Annotated in this window: 16 protein-coding genes and 1 tRNA gene; 11 read left to right on the forward strand and 6 right to left on the reverse strand. The window is 40.6% G+C overall.

Annotation, left to right across the window (positions count from 1 at the left end; genetic code table 11):
- The first annotated feature begins 12 nt into the window (after positions 1–12).
- The 4 genes from R2S10_RS20690 to R2S10_RS20705 all read left to right on the forward strand — a co-directional run bounded on the left by R2S10_RS20690 (position 13) and on the right by R2S10_RS20705 (position 7,016).
- The gene (locus R2S10_RS20690) at positions 13–1,371 is read left to right on the forward strand and encodes a sensor histidine kinase (RefSeq protein WP_316842322.1); all 1,359 of its coding nucleotides are present in this window, start codon (positions 13–15) and stop codon (positions 1,369–1,371) included.
- An 87-nt stretch (positions 1,372–1,458) separates the two neighbouring features.
- Complete coding sequence (locus R2S10_RS20695; protein WP_316842323.1) at positions 1,459–2,727, forward strand: TolC family protein; 1,269 nt, start codon at positions 1,459–1,461, stop codon at positions 2,725–2,727.
- Between the two features lie 49 nt (positions 2,728–2,776).
- On the forward strand, positions 2,777–3,871 hold the full coding sequence (locus R2S10_RS20700) for an efflux RND transporter periplasmic adaptor subunit (RefSeq protein WP_316842324.1): 1,095 nt from the start codon (positions 2,777–2,779) through the stop codon (positions 3,869–3,871).
- 28 nt (positions 3,872–3,899) lie between these two features.
- Positions 3,900–7,016, forward strand: coding sequence for a CusA/CzcA family heavy metal efflux RND transporter (locus tag R2S10_RS20705; protein WP_316842325.1), 3,117 nt, complete (start codon positions 3,900–3,902; stop codon positions 7,014–7,016).
- Positions 7,017–7,019: 3 nt separating this feature from the next.
- Here the strand turns inward: R2S10_RS20705 and R2S10_RS20710 are convergent, their stop codons facing one another.
- Positions 7,020–8,444, reverse strand: a complete 1,425-nt coding sequence (locus R2S10_RS20710) for an alpha-L-fucosidase (RefSeq protein ID WP_316842326.1) — start codon at positions 8,442–8,444, stop codon at positions 7,020–7,022.
- A 192-nt stretch (positions 8,445–8,636) separates the two neighbouring features.
- On the opposite strand from R2S10_RS20710, the gene R2S10_RS20715 reads away from it, so the two are divergent.
- Complete coding sequence (locus R2S10_RS20715) at positions 8,637–8,888, forward strand: hypothetical protein (protein ID WP_316842327.1); 252 nt, start codon at positions 8,637–8,639, stop codon at positions 8,886–8,888.
- Positions 8,885–9,574 carry an SRPBCC family protein gene (locus R2S10_RS20720; protein WP_316842328.1) on the forward strand — a complete coding sequence of 230 codons (690 nt, stop codon included), beginning with the start codon at positions 8,885–8,887 and terminating at the stop codon, positions 9,572–9,574. The genes R2S10_RS20715 and R2S10_RS20720 overlap by 4 nt, the downstream gene beginning before the upstream one ends.
- 102 nt (positions 9,575–9,676) lie before the next feature.
- Here the strand turns inward: R2S10_RS20720 and R2S10_RS20725 are convergent, their stop codons facing one another.
- Positions 9,677–10,147 carry a DUF5362 family protein gene (locus R2S10_RS20725; protein WP_316842329.1) on the reverse strand — a complete coding sequence of 157 codons (471 nt, stop codon included), beginning with the start codon at positions 10,145–10,147 and terminating at the stop codon, positions 9,677–9,679.
- Positions 10,148–10,248: 101 nt separating this feature from the next.
- On the opposite strand from R2S10_RS20725, the gene ychF reads away from it, so the two are divergent.
- Positions 10,249–11,343, forward strand: coding sequence for a redox-regulated ATPase YchF (gene ychF / locus R2S10_RS20730; protein ID WP_316842330.1), 1,095 nt, complete (start codon positions 10,249–10,251; stop codon positions 11,341–11,343).
- Positions 11,344–11,475: 132 nt separating this feature from the next.
- Here ychF and mgtE read toward each other — a convergent pair whose 3' ends face one another.
- Positions 11,476–12,849, reverse strand: coding sequence for a magnesium transporter (gene mgtE, locus R2S10_RS20735; protein WP_316842331.1), 1,374 nt, complete (start codon positions 12,847–12,849; stop codon positions 11,476–11,478).
- 401 nt (positions 12,850–13,250) lie between these two features.
- Between mgtE and R2S10_RS20740 the strand changes: the two genes are divergently transcribed.
- Positions 13,251–13,322 (forward strand) — tRNA-Arg (locus R2S10_RS20740).
- Between the two features lie 124 nt (positions 13,323–13,446).
- On the opposite strand, the gene R2S10_RS20745 is transcribed toward R2S10_RS20740, so the two are convergent.
- Complete coding sequence (locus R2S10_RS20745; protein WP_316842332.1) at positions 13,447–13,827, reverse strand: DUF1801 domain-containing protein; 381 nt, start codon at positions 13,825–13,827, stop codon at positions 13,447–13,449.
- A 248-nt stretch (positions 13,828–14,075) separates the two neighbouring features.
- Here R2S10_RS20745 and R2S10_RS20750 point away from each other — a divergent pair, with 248 nt between their 5' ends.
- Together R2S10_RS20750 and R2S10_RS20755 are read left to right on the forward strand one after the other, a co-directional pair.
- A complete protein-coding gene (locus R2S10_RS20750) occupies positions 14,076–14,420 on the forward strand; it encodes a hypothetical protein (protein ID WP_316842333.1) in 345 nt (114 codons plus the stop codon).
- 110 nt (positions 14,421–14,530) lie between these two features.
- Complete coding sequence (locus tag R2S10_RS20755) at positions 14,531–16,906, forward strand: ABC transporter permease (RefSeq protein ID WP_316842334.1); 2,376 nt, start codon at positions 14,531–14,533, stop codon at positions 16,904–16,906.
- A gap of 9 nt (positions 16,907–16,915) precedes the next feature.
- Here R2S10_RS20755 and R2S10_RS20760 read toward each other — a convergent pair whose 3' ends face one another.
- Positions 16,916–17,335, reverse strand: coding sequence for a VOC family protein (locus tag R2S10_RS20760; protein WP_316842335.1), 420 nt, complete (start codon positions 17,333–17,335; stop codon positions 16,916–16,918).
- Between the two features lie 134 nt (positions 17,336–17,469).
- Between R2S10_RS20760 and R2S10_RS20765 the strand changes: the two genes are divergently transcribed.
- On the forward strand, positions 17,470–18,444 hold the full coding sequence (locus R2S10_RS20765; protein WP_316842336.1) for a GlxA family transcriptional regulator: 975 nt from the start codon (positions 17,470–17,472) through the stop codon (positions 18,442–18,444).
- Between the two features lie 89 nt (positions 18,445–18,533).
- Here R2S10_RS20765 and R2S10_RS20770 read toward each other — a convergent pair whose 3' ends face one another.
- Positions 18,534–19,598, reverse strand: coding sequence for an META domain-containing protein (locus R2S10_RS20770; RefSeq protein ID WP_316842337.1), 1,065 nt, complete (start codon positions 19,596–19,598; stop codon positions 18,534–18,536).
- Positions 19,599–19,674: the final 76 nt, after the last annotated feature.

Raw genomic sequence — 19,674 nt, forward strand, 5'->3', positions numbered from 1 at the left:
GCTCAGCTGATTATGAAACTGAAAGACCGCCTTTCTTTATATTTCACCCTCATCAGCACTTTAACCCTGCTGGCGGTACTTTGCGCGGTTTATTTCACCTTCATTAAATTTTTAGAAGCAGATTTCTTTGACCGCCTCACCGACCGGACTATGGTGACGGCTAAACTCTACCTCGAAGCGGATGAGATCTCTGCGGATTCCTTGAATACCGTTAGAAATCAATACCTGGAGGCCTTAAATGGGGAGGTGATCCGGATTTACAATGCCAATAACAGCGCCACCTTTATTGGCGATGACCAACAATACTGGAGTCATGAAACGATTGAGAAGGTTAGAAAAAACAAGAAAATCCAGTTTATTGATGGCAATAGGCAAGTAGTCGGCATTTTTTATAAAGACAACCAGGGTGATTTTGTGATCCTTGCTTCTGGAATAGATCAAAGTACGCATGTCAGAATAGAGAAATTACAAAGGATCATGGTGATGATTTTTGTCTTCATCTTTATTGGATTATTGCTTTCCGGAAGATGGATTGCTAAAAAAATATTAAAACCTCTTGATCTTTTTATTGAAGAAGTAAAACAAATCAAATCGAGTAACCTCCATTTCAGGGTACAGGAAGGCGAAAATAAGGATGAGATTAACCTGCTTGCTCAAAATTTCAACAACCTGATGGAGCATCTGGAACAAGCATTTGTCCTACAAAAAACCTTTATTGCTAATGCTTCACATGAATTGAGGACGCCAATAACCAGAATGCTGATTGGTGCAGAAATCGCTTTATCACAGGAAAGGCAAATAGAAGACTATAAAAAAGCCCTGGTTTCTGTGATGGAAGATTCTGAAAAGATGGACAACATCATTACGGGTCTGCTCAATCTGGCACAGGCCGATCTTGAATTCGGTGCTACAGAACTACAGGACATCAGGATAGACGAAACGCTCTGGGCAATCTCCGCAGAATGGAACAAAAAAGGAATGGCTAAGCTGATCGTAGACATTAAAAATATGCCTGAAGATCCATTGGAATTGCTGATCAAGGCCAACCCCACCCTATTGGGCATCGCCTTAAACAACATCATCTCCAATGCGTTCAAATTTTCCGGCAATCAGGATGTACATTGTTTGCTGGATATCCAGCCAGATGAAACCATCATTTCTATCACAGATAAAGGTCCAGGCATTCCAGAAGAGATTCAATCGGAGATTTTTAAACCCTTTTATAGCTTTAGTGCAGAAAGCGGTCATGAAGGTAATGGAATGGGACTTTATATGGCACATAAAATCATCAACCTGTTTAAAGGGACTTTAGCATTTCGTACCGAAGATGGTCAGGGAACTACTTTTATTCTACATTTCCCTAAGTTTTAACCTGGCTACCCTAGCCCTCTCAATTTTAATCTCCTTTTAATTTCTCTTTAATTAGGGTTTAATTCCCTCCGGATAGCTTTGCTGGAGATGAAAAGACAATTAATTCTGAGCAGTTTGCTACTTATAGGTTTCAGCTCGGTTGGTATGGCTCAAGACAGCCTAAAACTCAGTCTCCGGGAAGCCGAGCAATTATTTATCAAGGGGAATTACGAACTCATTGCCCAGAATTACCAAACGGAACAAGCGAAAGCAGAAATCATTACAGCCAAACTTTTCGACAATCCAGAGCTGAGCTATGAGAATCTTTTCTACAATCATGAAACCAAAAAGTTCCTGGAAACTTCTAAAGCTACCGGCCAATATAGTGCGCAGATTTCGCAGCTGATTAAACTGGCAGGAAAGAGAAATAATAACATCCAGTTGGCCAATGCCGGTGTAAAACTAGCGGAGTACGCATATTTCGACCTGATGCGAAGCCTACGCTACCAATTGCGCAGTGATTTTTACAAGGCCTACTATGCACAGCTGTCCGCAAGTATCTATCAGCAACAAATCAATGCCTTAACACAGCTACTCCTCGCTTCCGAGCAACAACTTAAACTGGGGAATATCGCTGTTAAAGATCTGATCAGGATCAAATCTTTGGTGTACAATTTAAAAGGAGAGTATACTAGTTTAAGCAATGACATTGAAGATATGGAAAGCTCATTAAAATTGATGACCAATATCAAACCTGATGTGGCTTTACAGCTCTACCTATCCCCGGAAGATGAGCAGGATTTTTCATTAGAAAAACAGCCCTACTTGCAACTGCTGGAAAGTGCAAAAGCCAACCGTTCGGATTTGCAACTTGCTCAAACGACCATCAACTTTGCAGAAACGAACCTCAGGTTACAAAAAGCCAACGCCATTCCAGATCTTGAACTGTCTTTAAGTTATGACCTGAAAGGGAATTACCCAGAAAAATACACAGGATTGGGAATTAAAATCCCTTTACCTCTTTTCAATAGAAATCAAGGAGAGATCAAAAAGGCCAGGATTGCCATTGATGCAGGGAATATCAATTTCAGGCAAAAAGAAAATACCCTGGAAAACGAAGTGTACAACAGTTATAAATCTGCTTTAAGAACAGAAAGCCTCTACCAAAGTCTGGATCACAATTTCAGTGGAGATTTCACAAAGCTCATTCAGGAAGTCACCAAAAACTACCGCAGCAGGAACATTAGCTTGATCGAGTTTCTTGATTTCTATGATGCTTACAAAGAAAATACGTTGCAATTGAACCAGCTGAAGTATGAACGGATGAAAGCAAAAGAAGAAATCAATTACGTTACCGGATCCAACATTTTCAAATAAGCTAGCCTATTCTCAAAATAAGCTACAAGCCCATTTAAATTTTAGCCCCATGCAAATCTTTATAAAAAACATCAGCAAACTCAGTTTGATTGGATTGGTCATCGCCAGTCAGAGTTGTACCAGCTCAAAAGAAGCCCCGGTATCAGAAAAGTTTGCGGTTACCGACTCGCTCATCAATAGGTTATTAATCGACACGGTACAACAGGCCAACAACAGAACAGACCTAAATTTCTCTGCAAAAATAACAGCAAATGAAGAGCGTAAAGCGGAGATTTTCCCGATGTTGAGCGGCATGGTACGCAGTGTTCCGGCTAGGTTAGGCGATCAGGTGAGCGCGGGTCAGGTACTCGCCACAATGGGCAGTGCAGAAATGGCCGGATTTGATAAAGAAGTGATCAGCGCCGCTGCAGAATTGAGAAATGCAGAAAGACAGGTAAAACAACTGGAAGCGCTTTATAAAAGCGGCTTATCTTCCGCCAAGGAATTGGAAGAAGCCAAAAACGACTTCCTGATTAAACAGGCAGAAAATAAGCGAGCTCTGGCTACCCTTAAATTAAATGGGGGAAATAGTACGGGCAATTACACCATTAAATCCCCTTTATCTGGCTTCATCATTGAGAAAAATGTATATGCAAACATGCAGGTGCGCCCGGATAATGACAACAACCTGTTTACGGTAGCGGATCTTTCTACGGTATGGGCGATGGTCAATATCTATGAATCTGATATTTCCAGAATCAGGGAGGGCGATGAGGTTCAGCTTTCGAGCCTCTCCTATCCGGAAAAAGCTTTCAAAGGAAAGATTGATAAGATCTATAATATGATTGACAATGAAAGTAAGGTGATGAATGCCAGGGTCACCATTGCCAATCCAGGCTACCTGTTAAAACCAGGTATGATGGCTACGGTGATGATTGCTGCAAAATCAGGAATTGATTTGCCGGTAGTTAATTCCCGGGCGATCATCTTCGATGAGAATAAAAACTATGTACTGGTATTAGATGAGGCAAATAAACCTCGCATTCAGGAAGTGGAAATCGGTCGTAAAACCGCTGATAAAGCGTATATCAGCAAAGGATTAAAGGCTGGCGATCGGGTGATTGCGTCCAAGCAGGTCTTTTTATATGAAAGCCTGAAAAACTAATCCATTCCTCAACAAAAAAACAGCTGTAATGAATAAATTCATTAAGACCGTTATTGGCTTTTCGCTAAATAACAAATACTTTATTTTCTTTGCCACCTTCATTTTGATACTGGCAGGATACCTCAGTTTCAAGCACACTACGATTGAAGCTTTTCCTGATGTCACCAATACCAATATCACCATCATCACCCAATGGCCGGGAAGAAGTGCGGAAGAGGTAGAAAAGTTTGTGAGCAGACCTTTAGAGATTGCCATGAACCCGACCCAGAAAAGAACGAGTATTCGTTCCTCTTCTCTCTTTGGACTGTCTATCGTGAAAATCACGTTTGAAGACGATGTAGATTATGCGGAAGCCAGGGTTCAGGTGAACAACCATATTGAAGAAGCCGATTTGCCCGAGGGGCTAAGGCCAGAAGTACAACCACCTTATGGGCCAACAGGAGAAATTTTCCGGTATACCTTAAGTAGTGATACTAAATCGGTCAGGGAGTTAAAAACCTTGCAGGATTGGGTCATCCAGCGGGAATTACTTTCCGTTCCTGGCATTGCCGATGTGGTGAGTTTTGGTGGAGAAGTAAAGACTTACCAGATCACGGTGGATCCGCAAAAAGCGATACAATACGGCGTGAGTGCAACCGAATTATTCGATGCGGTTTCCAAGAGTAATGTCAATGTTGGCGGGGATGTGATTGTTCAGGCCGGACAAGCCTATGTAGTCCGCGGAATCGGGATTTTAAACAATATTGAAGAAATTAAAAATGTGGTGGTTGATAACTTTAACGGGACTCCGGTTTACGTGAAGACGATCGCAGAAGTCGCAGAATCGGCATTGCCTCGCTTAGGTCAGGTAGGCCGGGACCATGATCCCGACGTGGTTGAAGGGATCGTGGTGATGCGCAAAGGAGAGAACCCAAGCGAGGTTATCAGCAATCTGAAAGAAAAGATTAAAGACATCAATGAAAACATCTTACCAGCAGATGTAAAGATTAGCCCATTCTATGATCGGGAAGACCTGGTCAACTATGCGACACACACGGTAATGGGCAATATGATGGAGGGGATCATCTTTGTGACTTTGATTGTATTCCTCTTTATGGCCGATTGGCGGACCACACTGATTGTATCCATTATCATTCCTTTAGCTTTGTTATTTGCATTCATTTGTTTAAAAATGAAAGGGATGTCGGCCAATTTATTGTCTATGGGGGCTATAGATTTCGGAATCATCATCGATGGTGCGGTGGTCATGGTAGAAGGGATTTTTGTGGCCCTTGATCACAAAGCCAAAAAAGTAGGCATGCAGAAATTCAATGGCCTAAGTAAGCTCGGCTTGATCAAGAAAGCTTGTTTAGAAAATGGAAAAGGTATTTTCTTTGCAAAACTGATCATCATTACCGGCCTGCTGCCCATCTTTACTTTCGAAAAGGTGGAAGGAAAAATGTTCTCTCCTCTGGCCTGGACTTTAAGTTTTGCTTTACTGGGAGCCTTGCTCCTTACCTTCACATTGGTTCCTGCCCTGGCAAGCGTGTTGCTGAGGAAGAATGTACGCGAGAAACACAATATATTTTTAGAGTTCCTTACTAAGTATGTGATCATTTTCTTCGACAAGTGTTTTAAATTCAGAAAACTGGCATTTGGTATTTCCATGGCGATCCTGGTTGCCGGCTTGTTCAGTTATAAATTTATGGGGACAGAATTTCTACCTACGCTGGATGAAGGCTCAATTTATGTTCGTGCTACCGGGCCACTCAGTATCTCATTGGAGCAAACAAAAAAGCTATCAAATGAGTTAAGAAAGATCTTTTTAAGCTTTGAGGAAGTGAAGCAGGTGATGTCGCAAACTGGCCGTCCGAACGATGGAACTGATGCCACAGGTTTTTACAACATGGAATTCCATGTAGATATTTACCCGAAGAAGGACTGGAAGCGAAAACAGACGAAAGAGCAACTGATTGAAAGGATGCAGGAGAAGTTGAAGAGTTTTCCAGGGATTAGTCTCAACTTCTCACAACCCATCTCCGACAACGTAGAGGAAGCTGTTTCCGGGGTAAAAGGATCTATTGTAGTGAAGCTTTTCGGCAATGATTTCCAGTTCATGGAAAAAGAGGAAGAGAAGATTGAAAACATTTTGAAAACTGTGGAAGGGATTGAAGATTTAGGAATCCTGAGGAACCTCGGTCAGCCGGAATTACAGATCAATTTAGATCAAAAGAAAATGGCGCTCTATGGTGTCAGTACTGCGGATGCCAATGCAGTTATTGAGATGGCAATTGGTGGAAAAGCTGCCACACAGATTTATGAGGGAGAACGGAAGTTCGACCTGATCATCCGCTATCCGGAAGATTTCAGAAAAGACGAAAGCGACATTGCTAAACTGCGCATCCCTACCATTTCTGGTTCGAAAGTTCCTTTAGGAGAGATTGCCAGCATTAGAAAAATCACGGGTCCCAGCATCATTTATCGCGACAAACACCAACGTTATGGCGCCATTAAGTTTTCCATCAGGGGAAGAGATATGGGCAGTGTGATTGCAGAAGCTCAGGCTAAAGTAAATGAGAAAATCAAGCTTCCGAAGGAGTACAAGCTGGAATGGGCCGGTGATTTTGAGAACCAGCAAAGGGCAACCAGCAGATTATCACAAGCGGTTCCCATCAGTTTATTGCTCATATTTTTCATCTTATTTGTCCTGTTTGGCAACATCAAAGATTCATTATTGGTCTTGAACAATGTGCCTTTTGCTATGGTGGGTGGGATTTTAGCCATTCTCGCTACAGGCATCAATTTCAATATATCTGCGGGGATTGGCTTTATCGCCTTATTTGGAATTTGTGTGCAGAATGGGGTGATCCTGATTACCAAGTTTAAACAGAATATCATCGAGTTGAAACACCGTCCGGATTGGACATTTGCAGATGCTATAAAAGATGGGGTTGCAAGTAGGATGCGTCCCGTAATTATGACCGCATTGATGGCAGCTATTGGCCTGATGCCCGCAGCATTGTCTACAGGAATAGGTGCTGAAGCTTCAAAACCTTTAGCAATCGTGGTGATTGGCGGTTTAATTACCAATACACTATTCAACCTTTTTGTATACCCAATAGTATTCTACTGGGCATACCAGAAAAAGCTGAATCAATTAATTTAATGTCTATAAGTCCGGTGCGTTATATACTGCAATCTCTGATAGCACCGGACAGGCATTTGCTTCCAGAATATGGATGCGAATTTTTGTTGTTTTTACCCTTGGGAACGAAAGTATTCGTTTATGACCAATTGTGCTTTGCTGGTCTATTGTTTTAAAAGTACTGCCATCCAGGTATTCTACAGAAAATGATTTCACCCGTTGTCCGAGGGCAATATATTCTTGTAGAACTACTCGGTTTAGCTCAGTTGGCTTAGCCAGATCCAGTGTAATTGTTGCTGTTTTCTGCTGGTCATCGGTAGCCCAATAGGTAGCCGGATTCCCATCAGTTAAGCGAGATGCTGCAAATTGCGCTCCTTTTCTGGTATTGCTAGCTGATACTTTCTTCCCTTTCGCAAGGTTTGTTTTATAACTGGCGTCTATGGTTTTTCTAAGCTCCATCAAACGGGTTGAATCATTTGGATGAATCAAGCCCTCCCGATTTATCGGAACATTCAATAAAAGGTTGCCATTGCGTCCGATAGAAGTTTCATATATAGATACCAGTTCTTTTAAAGTTTTCACTTTATCATCAGTTTTAGGACTGTAGAACCATCCTGGTCTGATGGAAACGTCTACTTCTGCAGGAATCCAGTATTTACCATTTTCATTTCCACTATTCAATACGCTGGCTGCCGGAGCGTCTGCTCCTACGCCAAAGCCATCAGTGTTTAAGGTAGACCAGTTGGTGGTACCGGCAACACCTCTTTCATTGCCCATCCAGCGTACATCCGGACCAATGTCACTAAAAATAACTGCCTGTGGGTTGTGCTTTCTAACGATGCTGTTGAACAGCTTAAAATCATAGTCCTGATTTTTCTCTTTTTCTCCTTTTGCACCGTCAAACCATTGTTCAAAGACAGGGCCGTATTGCGTATGAACTTCCGTCAGTGTTTTGGCAAATACGTCATTGTATTCCGGAGTTCCATATTTAGGGTGGTTGCGGTCCCATGGCGACAAGTATACTCCAAATTTCAACCCATATTCTTTACAAGCCTCTGAAAGTTCTTTCAACACATCTCCTTTACCATTCTTCCAGGCGCTTTCTCTTACCGTATGGGTACTGTATTTACTTGGGAACAGGCAAAAACCATCGTGGTGTTTTGCCGTAATGATGATGGCTTTCATTCCCGCAGCTTTAGCGGTACGTGCCCATTGACGCGCATCCAGTTTGGTCGGATTGAAAACTTTAGGATCTTCATCCCCATGCCCCCATTCTTTATCAGTAAAGGTATTTGGTCCAAAATGGATAAACATGTAATATTCCATGTCTTGCCATGCCAACTGGTTTTTATTTGGAACAGCTCCATATGGAGCAGGTGCTTTTTGTGCGAAAGCAGCACTTGTACTCAGCAAAAAAGAACACAAGAAGAAAAAGGAAGACTTATTCATACAGTTAAATTCATTTATGGTTAGGTATTGCCTCTAAATTGCAATATATAAGCGGCTGTAAGTTCTTTTTTTTTGCCATTAAATTAAATGATTTTGGCGGAAACAACTTCAATACTCACACACTAAACACATTCATCTGCAAACACTAAGCGGGTTTAAGTGTTATATAACCGGTAATTAAACCCCGCAAACATGAAAGACACTGAATCAAGTCCGGACGAGTTTGACATTCATCTCGATATAGATGGCGCAGATACCATCATTACCGTGAAACCGGAAGAAACCAGCGATGGTGCCCGTTATTTTGTCTGCTATATTGGTCCCGACAGGATTACCCAACTGCGGGAAGAAATGGATGGGAAATGGGAACAAATATGGGGGATACTAGACCATTGGATGGTCGATTCCATTGGTAAAGAAATTAATCGGCGTCAGAAATCATGAGTAGTCCTTTAGCATTAAGATCTGGTAAATTTTCAATTGAGAAGCACCAGTATGAGAATATCGGCTGGTCGGAACGCATGGTATCGATGTTTTTGAGCGGCGCTTTGATCAGTTGGGGTCTAAGACGTCCGTCTAAATCTAAGTTTCTATATGGTGCATATATGGCCTATCGTGCGGCAACCGGGCGGTGTTTGCTTTATGAACAATTGGGCATTGATGCCCGCAGACCAAGGGCAATAAATATCCGGGGAGAGTTTGTGATTGAAAAACCGGTACATGAGGTGTTTTTATATTGGCGCAACCTGAATAATCTTCCGGGAAGTATCCAGCATCTTTTGGATGTGAAAGTAATTGACGAAAACTTGTCGACCTGGAAATCCAAGGTGATTGGCAATTTGTTTTCCCTAAACTGGGATGCAGAAATTGTTAAGGAAGAGCCGGGACGTTTGATCGGCTGGAAATCTGCTGTCGGCTCCTTAATTCATCATGTAGGTAGGGTAGAATTTACGCCTTCTGAAGATGGAAAAGAGACCTTATTGAAGGTCGTATTGTCTTATCGTCCGGTTGGAGGAGGCGTAGGAATCGGTATTTCTAAATTAATGAACCCTTATCTGGAGGGTTTATTGAAAAAGGAAATGAAAAGTTTTAAGCATACCATTGAAAATAGAACTCCGGTATACATTTGAGATTCAGCAGGGATTTAACACCGCTGGACTTTCATCAAAAAAGGGCTTTCATCAATGATGAAAGCCCTTTTTTGATGGGATACATTTTATTTCTTATGATGCTTAGCTCGCCGCACCAATTGCAGTAACGATACTCAATAAGAATATTACCGCATATAAACCAAGTATAGCGATGGTTAATATGCCGAAGAATTTAAAGAATGATTTCATCTTACTGAATGCTTCTCCTAAGCTTTCTTGTTCCATAAATAGCACAGCTTTTTTTGCTGAATTCGCATATTTAAATAACATTAAACTTGGATAAAAATACATCAGTGCAAAAATGATGTAGACCGCAGAAATTGCGCTGCTAGTTACGCCCATCATTGGATTTTTACCCATTGTCGTCATCGCTGAGAGGATCATAGGTAAGCATAAAGCTATTATAATGAGTATAACACAACCCACAAATCCAACAATCGATAAAAACTTCGCCCATTTAGCCGTTTCATAGATGTGGCTACGAATATCTTCCGTAACGATAAGTGTTTCAACCTCTGTGTGATCAGGTTTTGTTTCTTCGAATTCTTCCATATAGCTTTGATTTAAACGTTAATTACTTTTTAGATACCCTAAACATAAAGATTATTTTTAAAAAATTGGTAGCTTTGCGGCAAAACTAGAAAAAATCATTCATGGCATTACAATGTGGTATAGTTGGTTTACCAAATGTTGGAAAATCTACCTTATTTAACTGTTTATCTAACGCAAAAGCTCAAGCAGCTAATTTTCCTTTCTGTACAATCGAACCTAATATTGGTGTGATCACCGTTCCAGATGAGAGGTTAACTAAATTAGCTGAATTGGTACAGCCAAACCGTATTGTTCCAAATACGATTGAGATTGTTGATATTGCAGGTTTAGTGAAAGGTGCTTCCAAAGGTGAAGGACTAGGCAATCAATTTTTGGGTAACATCAGGGCTACAAGTGCCATTATCCATGTATTGCGTTGCTTTGACGACGGAAACGTGATTCACGTTGACGGTTCAGTAGATCCGATTCGCGATAAAGAAATTATAGATACTGAGTTACAACTTAAAGATCTTGACACTATAGTAAAACGCATTCAGAAAGTAGAAAAAATGGCTAAAACCGATAAGGATGCCAAAAGAACTTTCGATATCTTAAGCGTGATCAAAACACATGTTGAATCTGGACAATCTGTTCGTTCTGCAGCTGTAGCTCCAGAAGATTTTGAGTTTATTCAGGATATGGGTCTTTTGACTCAGAAGCCAGTAATGTACGTTTGTAATGTTGATGAGAACTCTGTGATCAATGGCAATGCTTATGTAGATCGCGTAAAAGAAGCTGTAAAAGATGAGAAAGCTGAAGTATTGGTGATCTCTGCTAAAATCGAATCAGAAATTGCAGAACTGGAAAGTTATGAAGAGCGTCAGGAATTTTTAGCTGACCTTGGCTTAACAGAATCAGGTGTAAACAAACTGATCGTTGCTGCTTACCGTCTGTTGGACTTATATACTTACTTCACCGCTGGTGTTCAGGAAGTACGTGCATGGACGATTACTAAAGGATTTACAGCACCTCAGGCTGCTGGTGTGATCCACACAGACTTTGAAAAAGGTTTCATCCGCGCAGAGGTAATCAAATACAATGACTTCGTTACTTTAGGCTCTGAAGCTGCTTGTAAAGAAGCAGGTAAATTAGCTGTAGAAGGAAAAACATATGTGGTGGAAGATGGCGACATCATGCACTTCCGTTTTAACGTATAAATATCTTTAAGCGTTTATTGACGCTTGAAAAGAGGTTAAAAGAAAAAACCGGATGCTTCCTGAAAAAGAAACATCCGGTTTTTTTATGCCTGCTATTTTTCATGAAATAGTAACCAGCTGGTATTTTATATTTTAGAGGAGTACCCCGGTTAGGAACATCACCGCTACGGAGAAGTAAATGATCAATCCAGTTACATCTACCAGCGTAGCTACAAAGGGCGCAGAAGAGGTTGCAGGGTCTGCACCCAGCTTCTTCAAGATTAAGGGCAGCATAGAGCCTGCCAATGATCCCCATAAAACTACGCCGACTAATGAAACGCCAACTGTAACGCCTATAAGTACCCAATGTGGACCGTACATAGGGGTGAAAAAGGTCCAGACAAAGATTCTTAGAAAACCGATACAACCCAATACCACACCGAGCATGAGTCCGGAAATGATTTCTCGTCGCATTACTCTCCACCAGTCTCCTACCGTAATCTCGCCCAATGCCATCGCCTGAATGATTAATGTAGAAGCTTGTGAGCCACTATTTCCACCACTTGAAATGATCAGAGGTACAAACATGGCCAGAATTACTGCTTTGGCAATATCTGCTTCAAAATGTCCCATTGCAGTAGCCGTCAGCATTTCTCCAAGGAAAAGCACCACTAACCAACCGATTCTACGTTTAAACAGTCCGAAAATAGGCATATCTAAATAGGGTTCATCAAGTGCCTGAGTACCCCCTATCTTATGCATATCTTCTGTATATTCTTCATTTGCAATCCATAGGATATCATCTACGGTAACAATACCCAACAACACATTATGGTCGTCAACAACAGGTAAGGCCACACGATTGTTCATCCTAAAAATGTTGATAGCCTCTTCCTGAGGGTCATTTGCCTTTAATGCAATCAGACGGCGATCGGTGAGGTCACCAATTTTCGCATCGGGATCTGCCAGGAGGATTTCTCGGATCCTGATGTCATCCAGTAAAGTTCCATCTTTATCAATAACGTAAATCACATCGATAGTTTCGGAGTTTTTACCATAACGTCTGATGTGTTCCAGCACTCTTGCTACCGTCCAGTCTTTTTTAACCGCCACATAATCGGGGGTCATCAGCCTTCCTACACTGTCTTCTTCATAACCTAAAAGAGAAAGTGCTTCCACCCTATCTTTTGCTGGTAGCAGGATGATCAGTTTCTTTACCGCCTCGCCACTAAGTTCGGAGAATAAAGAGGTACGGTCGTCGGGAGGCAACAGATTGATTAACTCAGCTAGTTTATTACCGGGAAGTTTTTTAATGATTCTTTCCTGAGTTGGAAAGTCTAGAATTCTGAATACGTTAACTGCCCTTTTGATGGACAACGTATCTATAAATGTGACTGCGTATTGGGGAAGTTCGTCTATGAGGTGTTCAACATCCGAAATATTCAGGTTGTCTAAATATTCCTTTAATTGTGTATTGTCTTCCTGCTCTAAGAGCTTTTCGATCTCTTCAACAATCATTTCTTCCATACGCCCCTTCTTTACATGATTTTCATTAATGTATTCTTTTAATGCCGAACTCCTTATGAGCTGATTTATTGATCAGTAATCCCCTATTGGCGGCATTTATCATTTTTGCAAAAGTGCCTTTTTATTTTTGAAAAACAGCCTTTATAACTGATTATTATTGTCTTTTAAGTCCAGTGCTTCCTTTTAAAAGTGTAAGCCCAGCTATCCGATTCATTATCAGATTTTAAGAGAACAGATTTAAGCTGGGATTTGATTTATTTATTTGAGTATAAATGGCGTTTTTTCGCCTGGAAGCTTTATTTCCCCTCTTTTCCTACTTTTGCAGGCCGTAAAATCAGGAAAAGATGGAAATTTGAAGAGTATTAAGGAATAACCAATCTAATTGATATATTTGCCGAAATGTTTCCGTAGTTCAATGGATAGAATTGTTGATTCCGGTTCAACAGATGGGGGTTCGAATCCCTTCGGGAACACAAATCCCCCTAATATGGGAAGATAATCCGAGCGTTCTTATGTCGGATATAATGATAAATAATAAAAGCCTTTGGATTAATTTCTAAAGGCTTTTATTATTTATCAGCAAATTGTTTCTCGTATCTATTTAGACGTATGTTTGATTGCTATTATCCCTTTCCTGTATAGGTCCAATGCATTTTGTAAAATACTGTTAATGGCCTTTATGGGTAAATCTTTAGTTGGATTAACCCTGAAAATCTTCATTCGGGAACGATCACCGGTTTCCAGTTGGGGATGCTCCAGGTGTTTACCTTCTACCATCAGCAGATAAGGTTCCTCCGTTTTTTTATCCGTCCACAAATAGCAAAACATTTTCTTTTTATAGCAAAAGCAGGGCATTCCATACTTCTGCGTTTCGGTAATGCTTTCATCCTGTTCAAGAATAATACTCCGAAGCGCAAGTAAGCAACTTTTATTCGGCTCTTCTTTCTTTAAATAGTAGTTTTGAAGCTCTTCTAACATGAATTCCTATTTTACGGCGATTAAAAAATCAATCTCTGCGCTTTATTCCGCTAACTATTACACCAAATTTACTGAATAAAACAGGCTACACCAAACGACGAAATAGTCGCCAAAGTTGTTACACTGGAATTAAATAAGAATATTAGACCAGCACCTTCTTTTAATCCTAATGCTTAAGGTTTATTCCCAGTAATTGAGGATAAGGCTTACCAAAAAAGGTCAAATCACTTATTTTAAATAGATGAACCATGGAAGATCTACACGATTTTATAGCAGGGCAGCTCTTAGCATTACAAAATGAGTTTGAAAACCAGCAAACTGCTAAACATTCTATACCTTTAATCCATACGTATGTGCTAAAAATTAAGCCTAAAAGTTACCATTCTAATACCACAGCACCGGGATACAGTAAAGTAGTGGTCAAAGCTGATTTTAATCCACAGGGTTTTAATGCTCCTCCTGATTTGATTGGAGCAGGGTCAGTGCCGAAATTAACATCATACAACAGTACTGGCACAGATATAATCTATGTGGCAAGCTTTAGCACTGCTGTACCTGTTTTTTCAAAATCGCTGTGCGATTACGCACAATAAAACTGTTCGTTAATGGACATTAAACTGAGAAAAGCACTAAATAGGGCGATTTAAAGGCTTTAATAAATATGGCATGCTATTGGTCAAAACCAGGAAAATAAAATAGAAAGATGTTCAAGACCAACTTAAAAATCGCCATAAGAAACCTTTGGAAAAACAAAGGCTTTACCCTGATCAACATCGGTGGACTAGCAATTGGTTTGGCCTGTTGCCTGATGCTCCTGCTGTATGTAAATTATGAATGGACTTATGATAAACAGCTGAAGGACATTGATCGAATTTACATCACCAAGTTAAATCTAAAAATCAACGGACAGCTGATCACTACCGTTGCTGTTCCTAATAAACTGGCAGAAACTGCTGTAGAGACAGTACCAGGAGTAGAGCAAGCTGCGAGAGTAGCAATGAGTACTCAAGATAAGCTCTTTAGTTACCGAGAGAACAATAATAAACTGAACGGCCTTTTTGTAGATCCATCCCTGTTAAAGATCTTTGATTATAAATTCATTTATGGCGATGCGAATCAGGCGCTAAAAGAGCCAAACTCCATCCTGTTGACTGCCAGTACAGCCAAACGTTTATTTGGCAATGAGAATCCACTTGGACAAACCGTAAAATGGGATGACCGCAAGCTTTTAAAAGTTGCCGCAGTTATTGAAGACCTTCCTAAAAACCAAAGTTTTCAATTTGATGCCTTACAAAGCTGGGCACTTTTCGAACAGGAGAAACCTGAGGAAAAAGAAACCAACTGGGGTGCAATCAGCTGTGTAACCATCATTAAGTTAAAAGATGCGCAGCATTTCGCAGCAGCAGATGCCTCTATGAGGAAATTGATTGCTGCTCATGATAAAGACACAGACCTCGAAGCTTTCCTATTCCCTTACGCTAAAGTCCGCCTTTATGACGAGTTTTCCAATGGGAAACCTTCAGGTGGAAAAATTGACCAGGTCAGGCTTTTTCTTTTTCTTGCTTTTTGTGTATTGCTGATTGCCAGCATCAATTATATGAACCTTTCTACCGCACGTTCTGAGAAGCGTGCTAGAGAAGTGGGAATCAGAAAAGCCATGGGTTCTACCCGATTCAACCTCATGGGACAATTTATCCTGGAATCGCTATTCCTGTCTTTTTTAGCCCTACTCCTTGCCTTTGTCTTGCTGGAACTGAGCTTACCTTACTTTAACAACTTGTTGAACATCCAAATCAACATTGACTATCATTCTTACCCCTTCTGGACTACACTCCTGGTACTGGTATTGTTTACTGGCTTACTCGCCGGTAGCTACCCCGCGTTTTATTTGTCTTCATTCAGTCCGATTAAAGTGCTGAAAGGCTTTAAAGGGAATAGCGCGAATTCGCTATCTATCCGTAAAATCCTTGTTGTGGTACAATTCAGTTTATCAGTTTGTATGATCATTTGTGCAATAGTGATCTATTCTCAAATTCAATTCATGAAGAATAAGCCATTAGGATTCGACAGTAGCAATCTGGTAGAGCTGGATATTGAAGGAGAATGGGTTAAACCTGCTGTCATAGCGCGCTTTAAAGAGGAGCTTAAAAAGGCCGGAGCAATTGTACATGCCACGGAATTTGCCAATTCTTTTACGGAGGGCGGTAGCATCACCGGTAACATCGGCTGGCCAGGAAAAGCTGCAAACGACAACTCCATTATTGACTATAGAAGCACCGGTTATGATTTTATAAATACGGTAGGCACCCGGTTAATTGCAGGTAGAGAATTTAGCCCGAAATTCCTTGCAGATACGGCCACATCTGTGATGATCAATGAACGTGCAGTGCAAACTATGGGACTTAAAAACCCTGTTGGCACGCAGATCACCTGGGGTGACAACCCAAAACTAACTATTATTGGGGTCGTAAAAGATTATGCCAATGAAGCTATTGGCTCGAAATCAAGACCTACGCTATTCTATTATGGACCGGCAAAAAGCGAAGTTTTGTTACTTCGTTTAAATCCAGCCTTGCCTTTAAACAAGTCTGTAGCTTTAGTCAATAAGATCAGTGCGCAAATAAATCCTGCTTATCCTCTGGCTTTAAAATTCACTAGTCAGGATATGGAAAAACAATTAACAACTGAAAAACTCCTGAGTGTATTGTCGAATATATTCGGTGGTTTCGCCATTTTCATCTCTTGCCTTGGCCTGCTTGGACTAGCTTTATACATGGCCGAACAAAGGAGTAAAGAAATCAGTATCAGAAAAGTACTAGGTGCCGATTTACAAAACATCCTGGTGCTTTTAAACAAAGACTTCATGAAACTGGTCTTCATTTCTAATATAATTGCTTTCCCTCTGGCGTATATTTTGGCTAAAAACTGGCTCAGCAAGTATGATTATAAGGTTGAAATATCAATCTGGCCTTTTCTCATTGCCGCCATGATCTCCTTACTCATCTCCATATTAACCGTAAGCATGCAAACCTTCAAAGTAGCAAAGGCAAATGCCATTGATGCTCTAAAATATGAATAAAGAAAACACTTAGGGCTGTTGGACTTGTGGATAGTTCAACAACCAATAGTTCCCATATTTATCGATAATAGCACCAAATAAACCACCCCAGAAATTCATTTCCAAAGGATGGCTACATTGCCCTCCTTCGGAAAGTTTCTGGTAACATTCCCTGATTTCCTGTTCCTCATTAAAACTGAGGAAGACGGAAATGGAATTCCCCTTGGTTAAGCCTTCTTCAGCAACCATATCCGTTGCCAATAAAACCAGATGCTCATTGGTTAAACTGGCTTGTAAGATGCAGTCCTTCATTTTTTGTGGAAGCTCTTCTGATAATGGGGCATTAGCAACACTTTGAAAACTCAGTGTTCCACCAAAACAGCCCTGATAAAAGGTCATTGCTTCCCGACAATTCCCATTGAAAGTGAAGTAAGGGCTAATAGCAATCATGATTGTTAAATTGTTGTTTATACAACAAATCTACTAGCCTTACTCCGTAAACATCTTGTGCAAAAACGACAATTAAGGGGGTTGTATGCGACACAAAAACCATTTATATTTGAATAGCACCATTAGCCTTATCAATGAAACATATCTCAATTTTAGTTCCTGAAACTGCAGTCATTGAATCCATAGCTGATCCTGGATATTTGTTCAGGATGGTCAATGAATTCCTGGAATCTTCGGGGAAAGCACCTTTATTTCAGATACAACTGGTCGGCTTATCAAAAGAAGTCCGACTGAACAACAGTTTGTTTTCTGTACACCCTGATCGGGTTTTATCCGAAGTAAAGCAAACGGATCTTATTTTCATTCCTGCATTGAGTGGTTCTTTAAAAACAGCTTTAAGTTTAAACAAAGACTTTTTGCCCTGGATTGTGGATCATTACCATAAAGGCGCGGAAGTAGCCTCTTTATGCATTGGTGCATTTTTACTGGCCTCCACCGGACTGCTAAAAGGGAAACAATGTTCTACCCATTGGCTTCATGCGACTGAATTTCGCGAAATGTTTCCTGATGTAGAACTCGTAGATGGTAGCATCATTACAGAAGAACAACGACTTTATTCGAGCGGTGGGGCTAATTCTTACTGGAATCTACTCCTTTATTTGGTGGAAAAATATACAGATAGAGACACGGCCATTCTCGCTTCTAAGTTTTTCGCCATTGATATTGATCGGGAAAGTCAGTCTGCATTTATGATGTTTCAGGGCCAGAAAGACCATGAGGATCTGGAGATAAAAAAAGTACAGGAATTTATAGAAAGTAATTACCAGGACAAAATCACCGTCGATCAGCTTGCTCAAATGTCTGCCCTTGGCAGAAGAAGTTTTGAACGGAGATTTAGAAAAGCCACTAACAATACCGTCATCACCTACATTCAAAGAGTAAAAATTGAAGCTGCAAAAAGAAGTTTTGAACGCAGCAGAAAAAACATCACAGAGGTGATGTATGATGTAGGCTATACAGATACGAAAGCCTTCCGGGATGTGTTTAAGAAAATTACCGGCTTAACGCCCATAGAATACCGAAATAAATACAACAAACAGGCAGTCTAACCCAATACCTACAAAAAAACGAGATCTTTAAGGATCCCGTTTTTTGTAGGTATAACTTCCTTTTTGTAGGTATAACTTCGGAAAGTATTTTATTTAGTGATGCCAAACATCAGCACCAAACGGTCATTCTGATAAAGGTTCAAGGTCTGGTCGGCCACATCAAACTTAAAGTTTTTAGTACCCAGAATATTTAGGAATTTACGTTCCAATTCACTCAGAGCCGGATCCATACAAGCACGACGGGTACTCGCTGCAGAGCCAAAAGTAATAGTTGAACTTCCTGCTTCATAAGTACCGAAGTAGTTGTTACAACCAGAATTACCGCTGAAACGATGATCAGCAAGGTTGAAAGAGATGGTAACCGGTGAGTTTTGTTGCGTTAGCCCATCCATCTGGATTAATTTCCATCGGTTTTTACCTATATAATTCCAGATATCATTGGTATTATTCGCCTCAGTTCTAAATTCTAAAGCTTTCTCTTTTCCTTTATAAAAAGTTAGCGTAGTACCACTTGTTTCCAGTCTAAAGGTCTTATCCGCTAAAGCCTTCGTAAACTCAGACTCCAATTGATTCACTTTGTCATCAGCACAAGCCATCATTGTCGAAGCAATATTCCCAATGGTCAGGCTTCTACTTTTTGCATCGTAGCTAAAGCTTCCGAAAATGCCATTACAGCCTCCAGAACCATTAAATTTATTCCCTTTTTCATCCAGACTGATAAAAACCCGGTCGCTATTTACCGCTTTACCATTGATCCTGCTCAGCGTCCATTTCTGATTTGCTGCAGCTTGCAATGGGTCTTTTGTAGCTATTGGTTTAACCGAAATCTTTTCCTTTTTGATTACTTTCTTCAACTTGTAGATATAAGCAGACGCATCAGCAGGAACATTTTTCCGCTTTGTCCTGATTACTGAAAGCGTATAACGATAGCCTTCCTGGTGTTTAAAGCCTTGGATTTCGCTATAGAACATCTCCCAGTTTTTACTGTTTTTGTATTTTACCTGTAAACAATTCATTGGCGCAACTCCTGTACAGGAGGCACGGTCTTCCTTCACCATCAGCCTGATCACATCCGCAGCCATTGTACTGGCCACACTACCAAAAACGATTAGTAGCGATAGAATTCCTTTTTTTGTAATGATACTTCTTAACATTTTTCGTGTATTTAAAATGATATTAAACGACTGTCTTATCCGACAGCACCTGGTATCTACAATTCTCACACCAAAA

Source organism: Pedobacter gandavensis, assembly GCF_032678745.1.
In the GTDB taxonomy this organism is placed as follows: Bacteria; Bacteroidota; Bacteroidia; order Sphingobacteriales; family Sphingobacteriaceae; genus Pedobacter; species Pedobacter gandavensis_C.

Coding starts and splice junctions, on each gene's coding strand:
- R2S10_RS20695 (WP_316842323.1), top strand. CDS start 1,459: ATGAAAAGACAATTAATTCTGAGCAGTTTGCTACTTATAGGTTTCAGC.
- R2S10_RS20720 (WP_316842328.1), top strand. CDS start 8,885: ATGAGTAGTCCTTTAGCATTAAGATCTGGTAAATTTTCAATTGAGAAG.
- mgtE (WP_316842331.1), bottom strand. CDS start 12,849: ATGGAAGAAATGATTGTTGAAGAGATCGAAAAGCTCTTAGAGCAGGAA.
- R2S10_RS20770 (WP_316842337.1), bottom strand. CDS start 19,598: ATGTTAAGAAGTATCATTACAAAAAAAGGAATTCTATCGCTACTAATC.
- R2S10_RS20700 (WP_316842324.1), top strand. CDS start 2,777: ATGCAAATCTTTATAAAAAACATCAGCAAACTCAGTTTGATTGGATTG.
- R2S10_RS20755 (WP_316842334.1), top strand. CDS start 14,531: ATGTTCAAGACCAACTTAAAAATCGCCATAAGAAACCTTTGGAAAAAC.
- R2S10_RS20725 (WP_316842329.1), bottom strand. CDS start 10,147: ATGGAAGAATTCGAAGAAACAAAACCTGATCACACAGAGGTTGAAACA.
- ychF (WP_316842330.1), top strand. CDS start 10,249: ATGGCATTACAATGTGGTATAGTTGGTTTACCAAATGTTGGAAAATCT.
- R2S10_RS20765 (WP_316842336.1), top strand. CDS start 17,470: ATGAAACATATCTCAATTTTAGTTCCTGAAACTGCAGTCATTGAATCC.
- R2S10_RS20715 (WP_316842327.1), top strand. CDS start 8,637: ATGAAAGACACTGAATCAAGTCCGGACGAGTTTGACATTCATCTCGAT.
- R2S10_RS20710 (WP_316842326.1), bottom strand. CDS start 8,444: ATGAATAAGTCTTCCTTTTTCTTCTTGTGTTCTTTTTTGCTGAGTACA.
- R2S10_RS20745 (WP_316842332.1), bottom strand. CDS start 13,827: ATGTTAGAAGAGCTTCAAAACTACTATTTAAAGAAAGAAGAGCCGAAT.
- R2S10_RS20760 (WP_316842335.1), bottom strand. CDS start 17,335: ATGATTGCTATTAGCCCTTACTTCACTTTCAATGGGAATTGTCGGGAA.
- R2S10_RS20750 (WP_316842333.1), top strand. CDS start 14,076: ATGGAAGATCTACACGATTTTATAGCAGGGCAGCTCTTAGCATTACAA.
- R2S10_RS20690 (WP_316842322.1), top strand. CDS start 13: ATGAAACTGAAAGACCGCCTTTCTTTATATTTCACCCTCATCAGCACT.
- R2S10_RS20705 (WP_316842325.1), top strand. CDS start 3,900: ATGAATAAATTCATTAAGACCGTTATTGGCTTTTCGCTAAATAACAAA.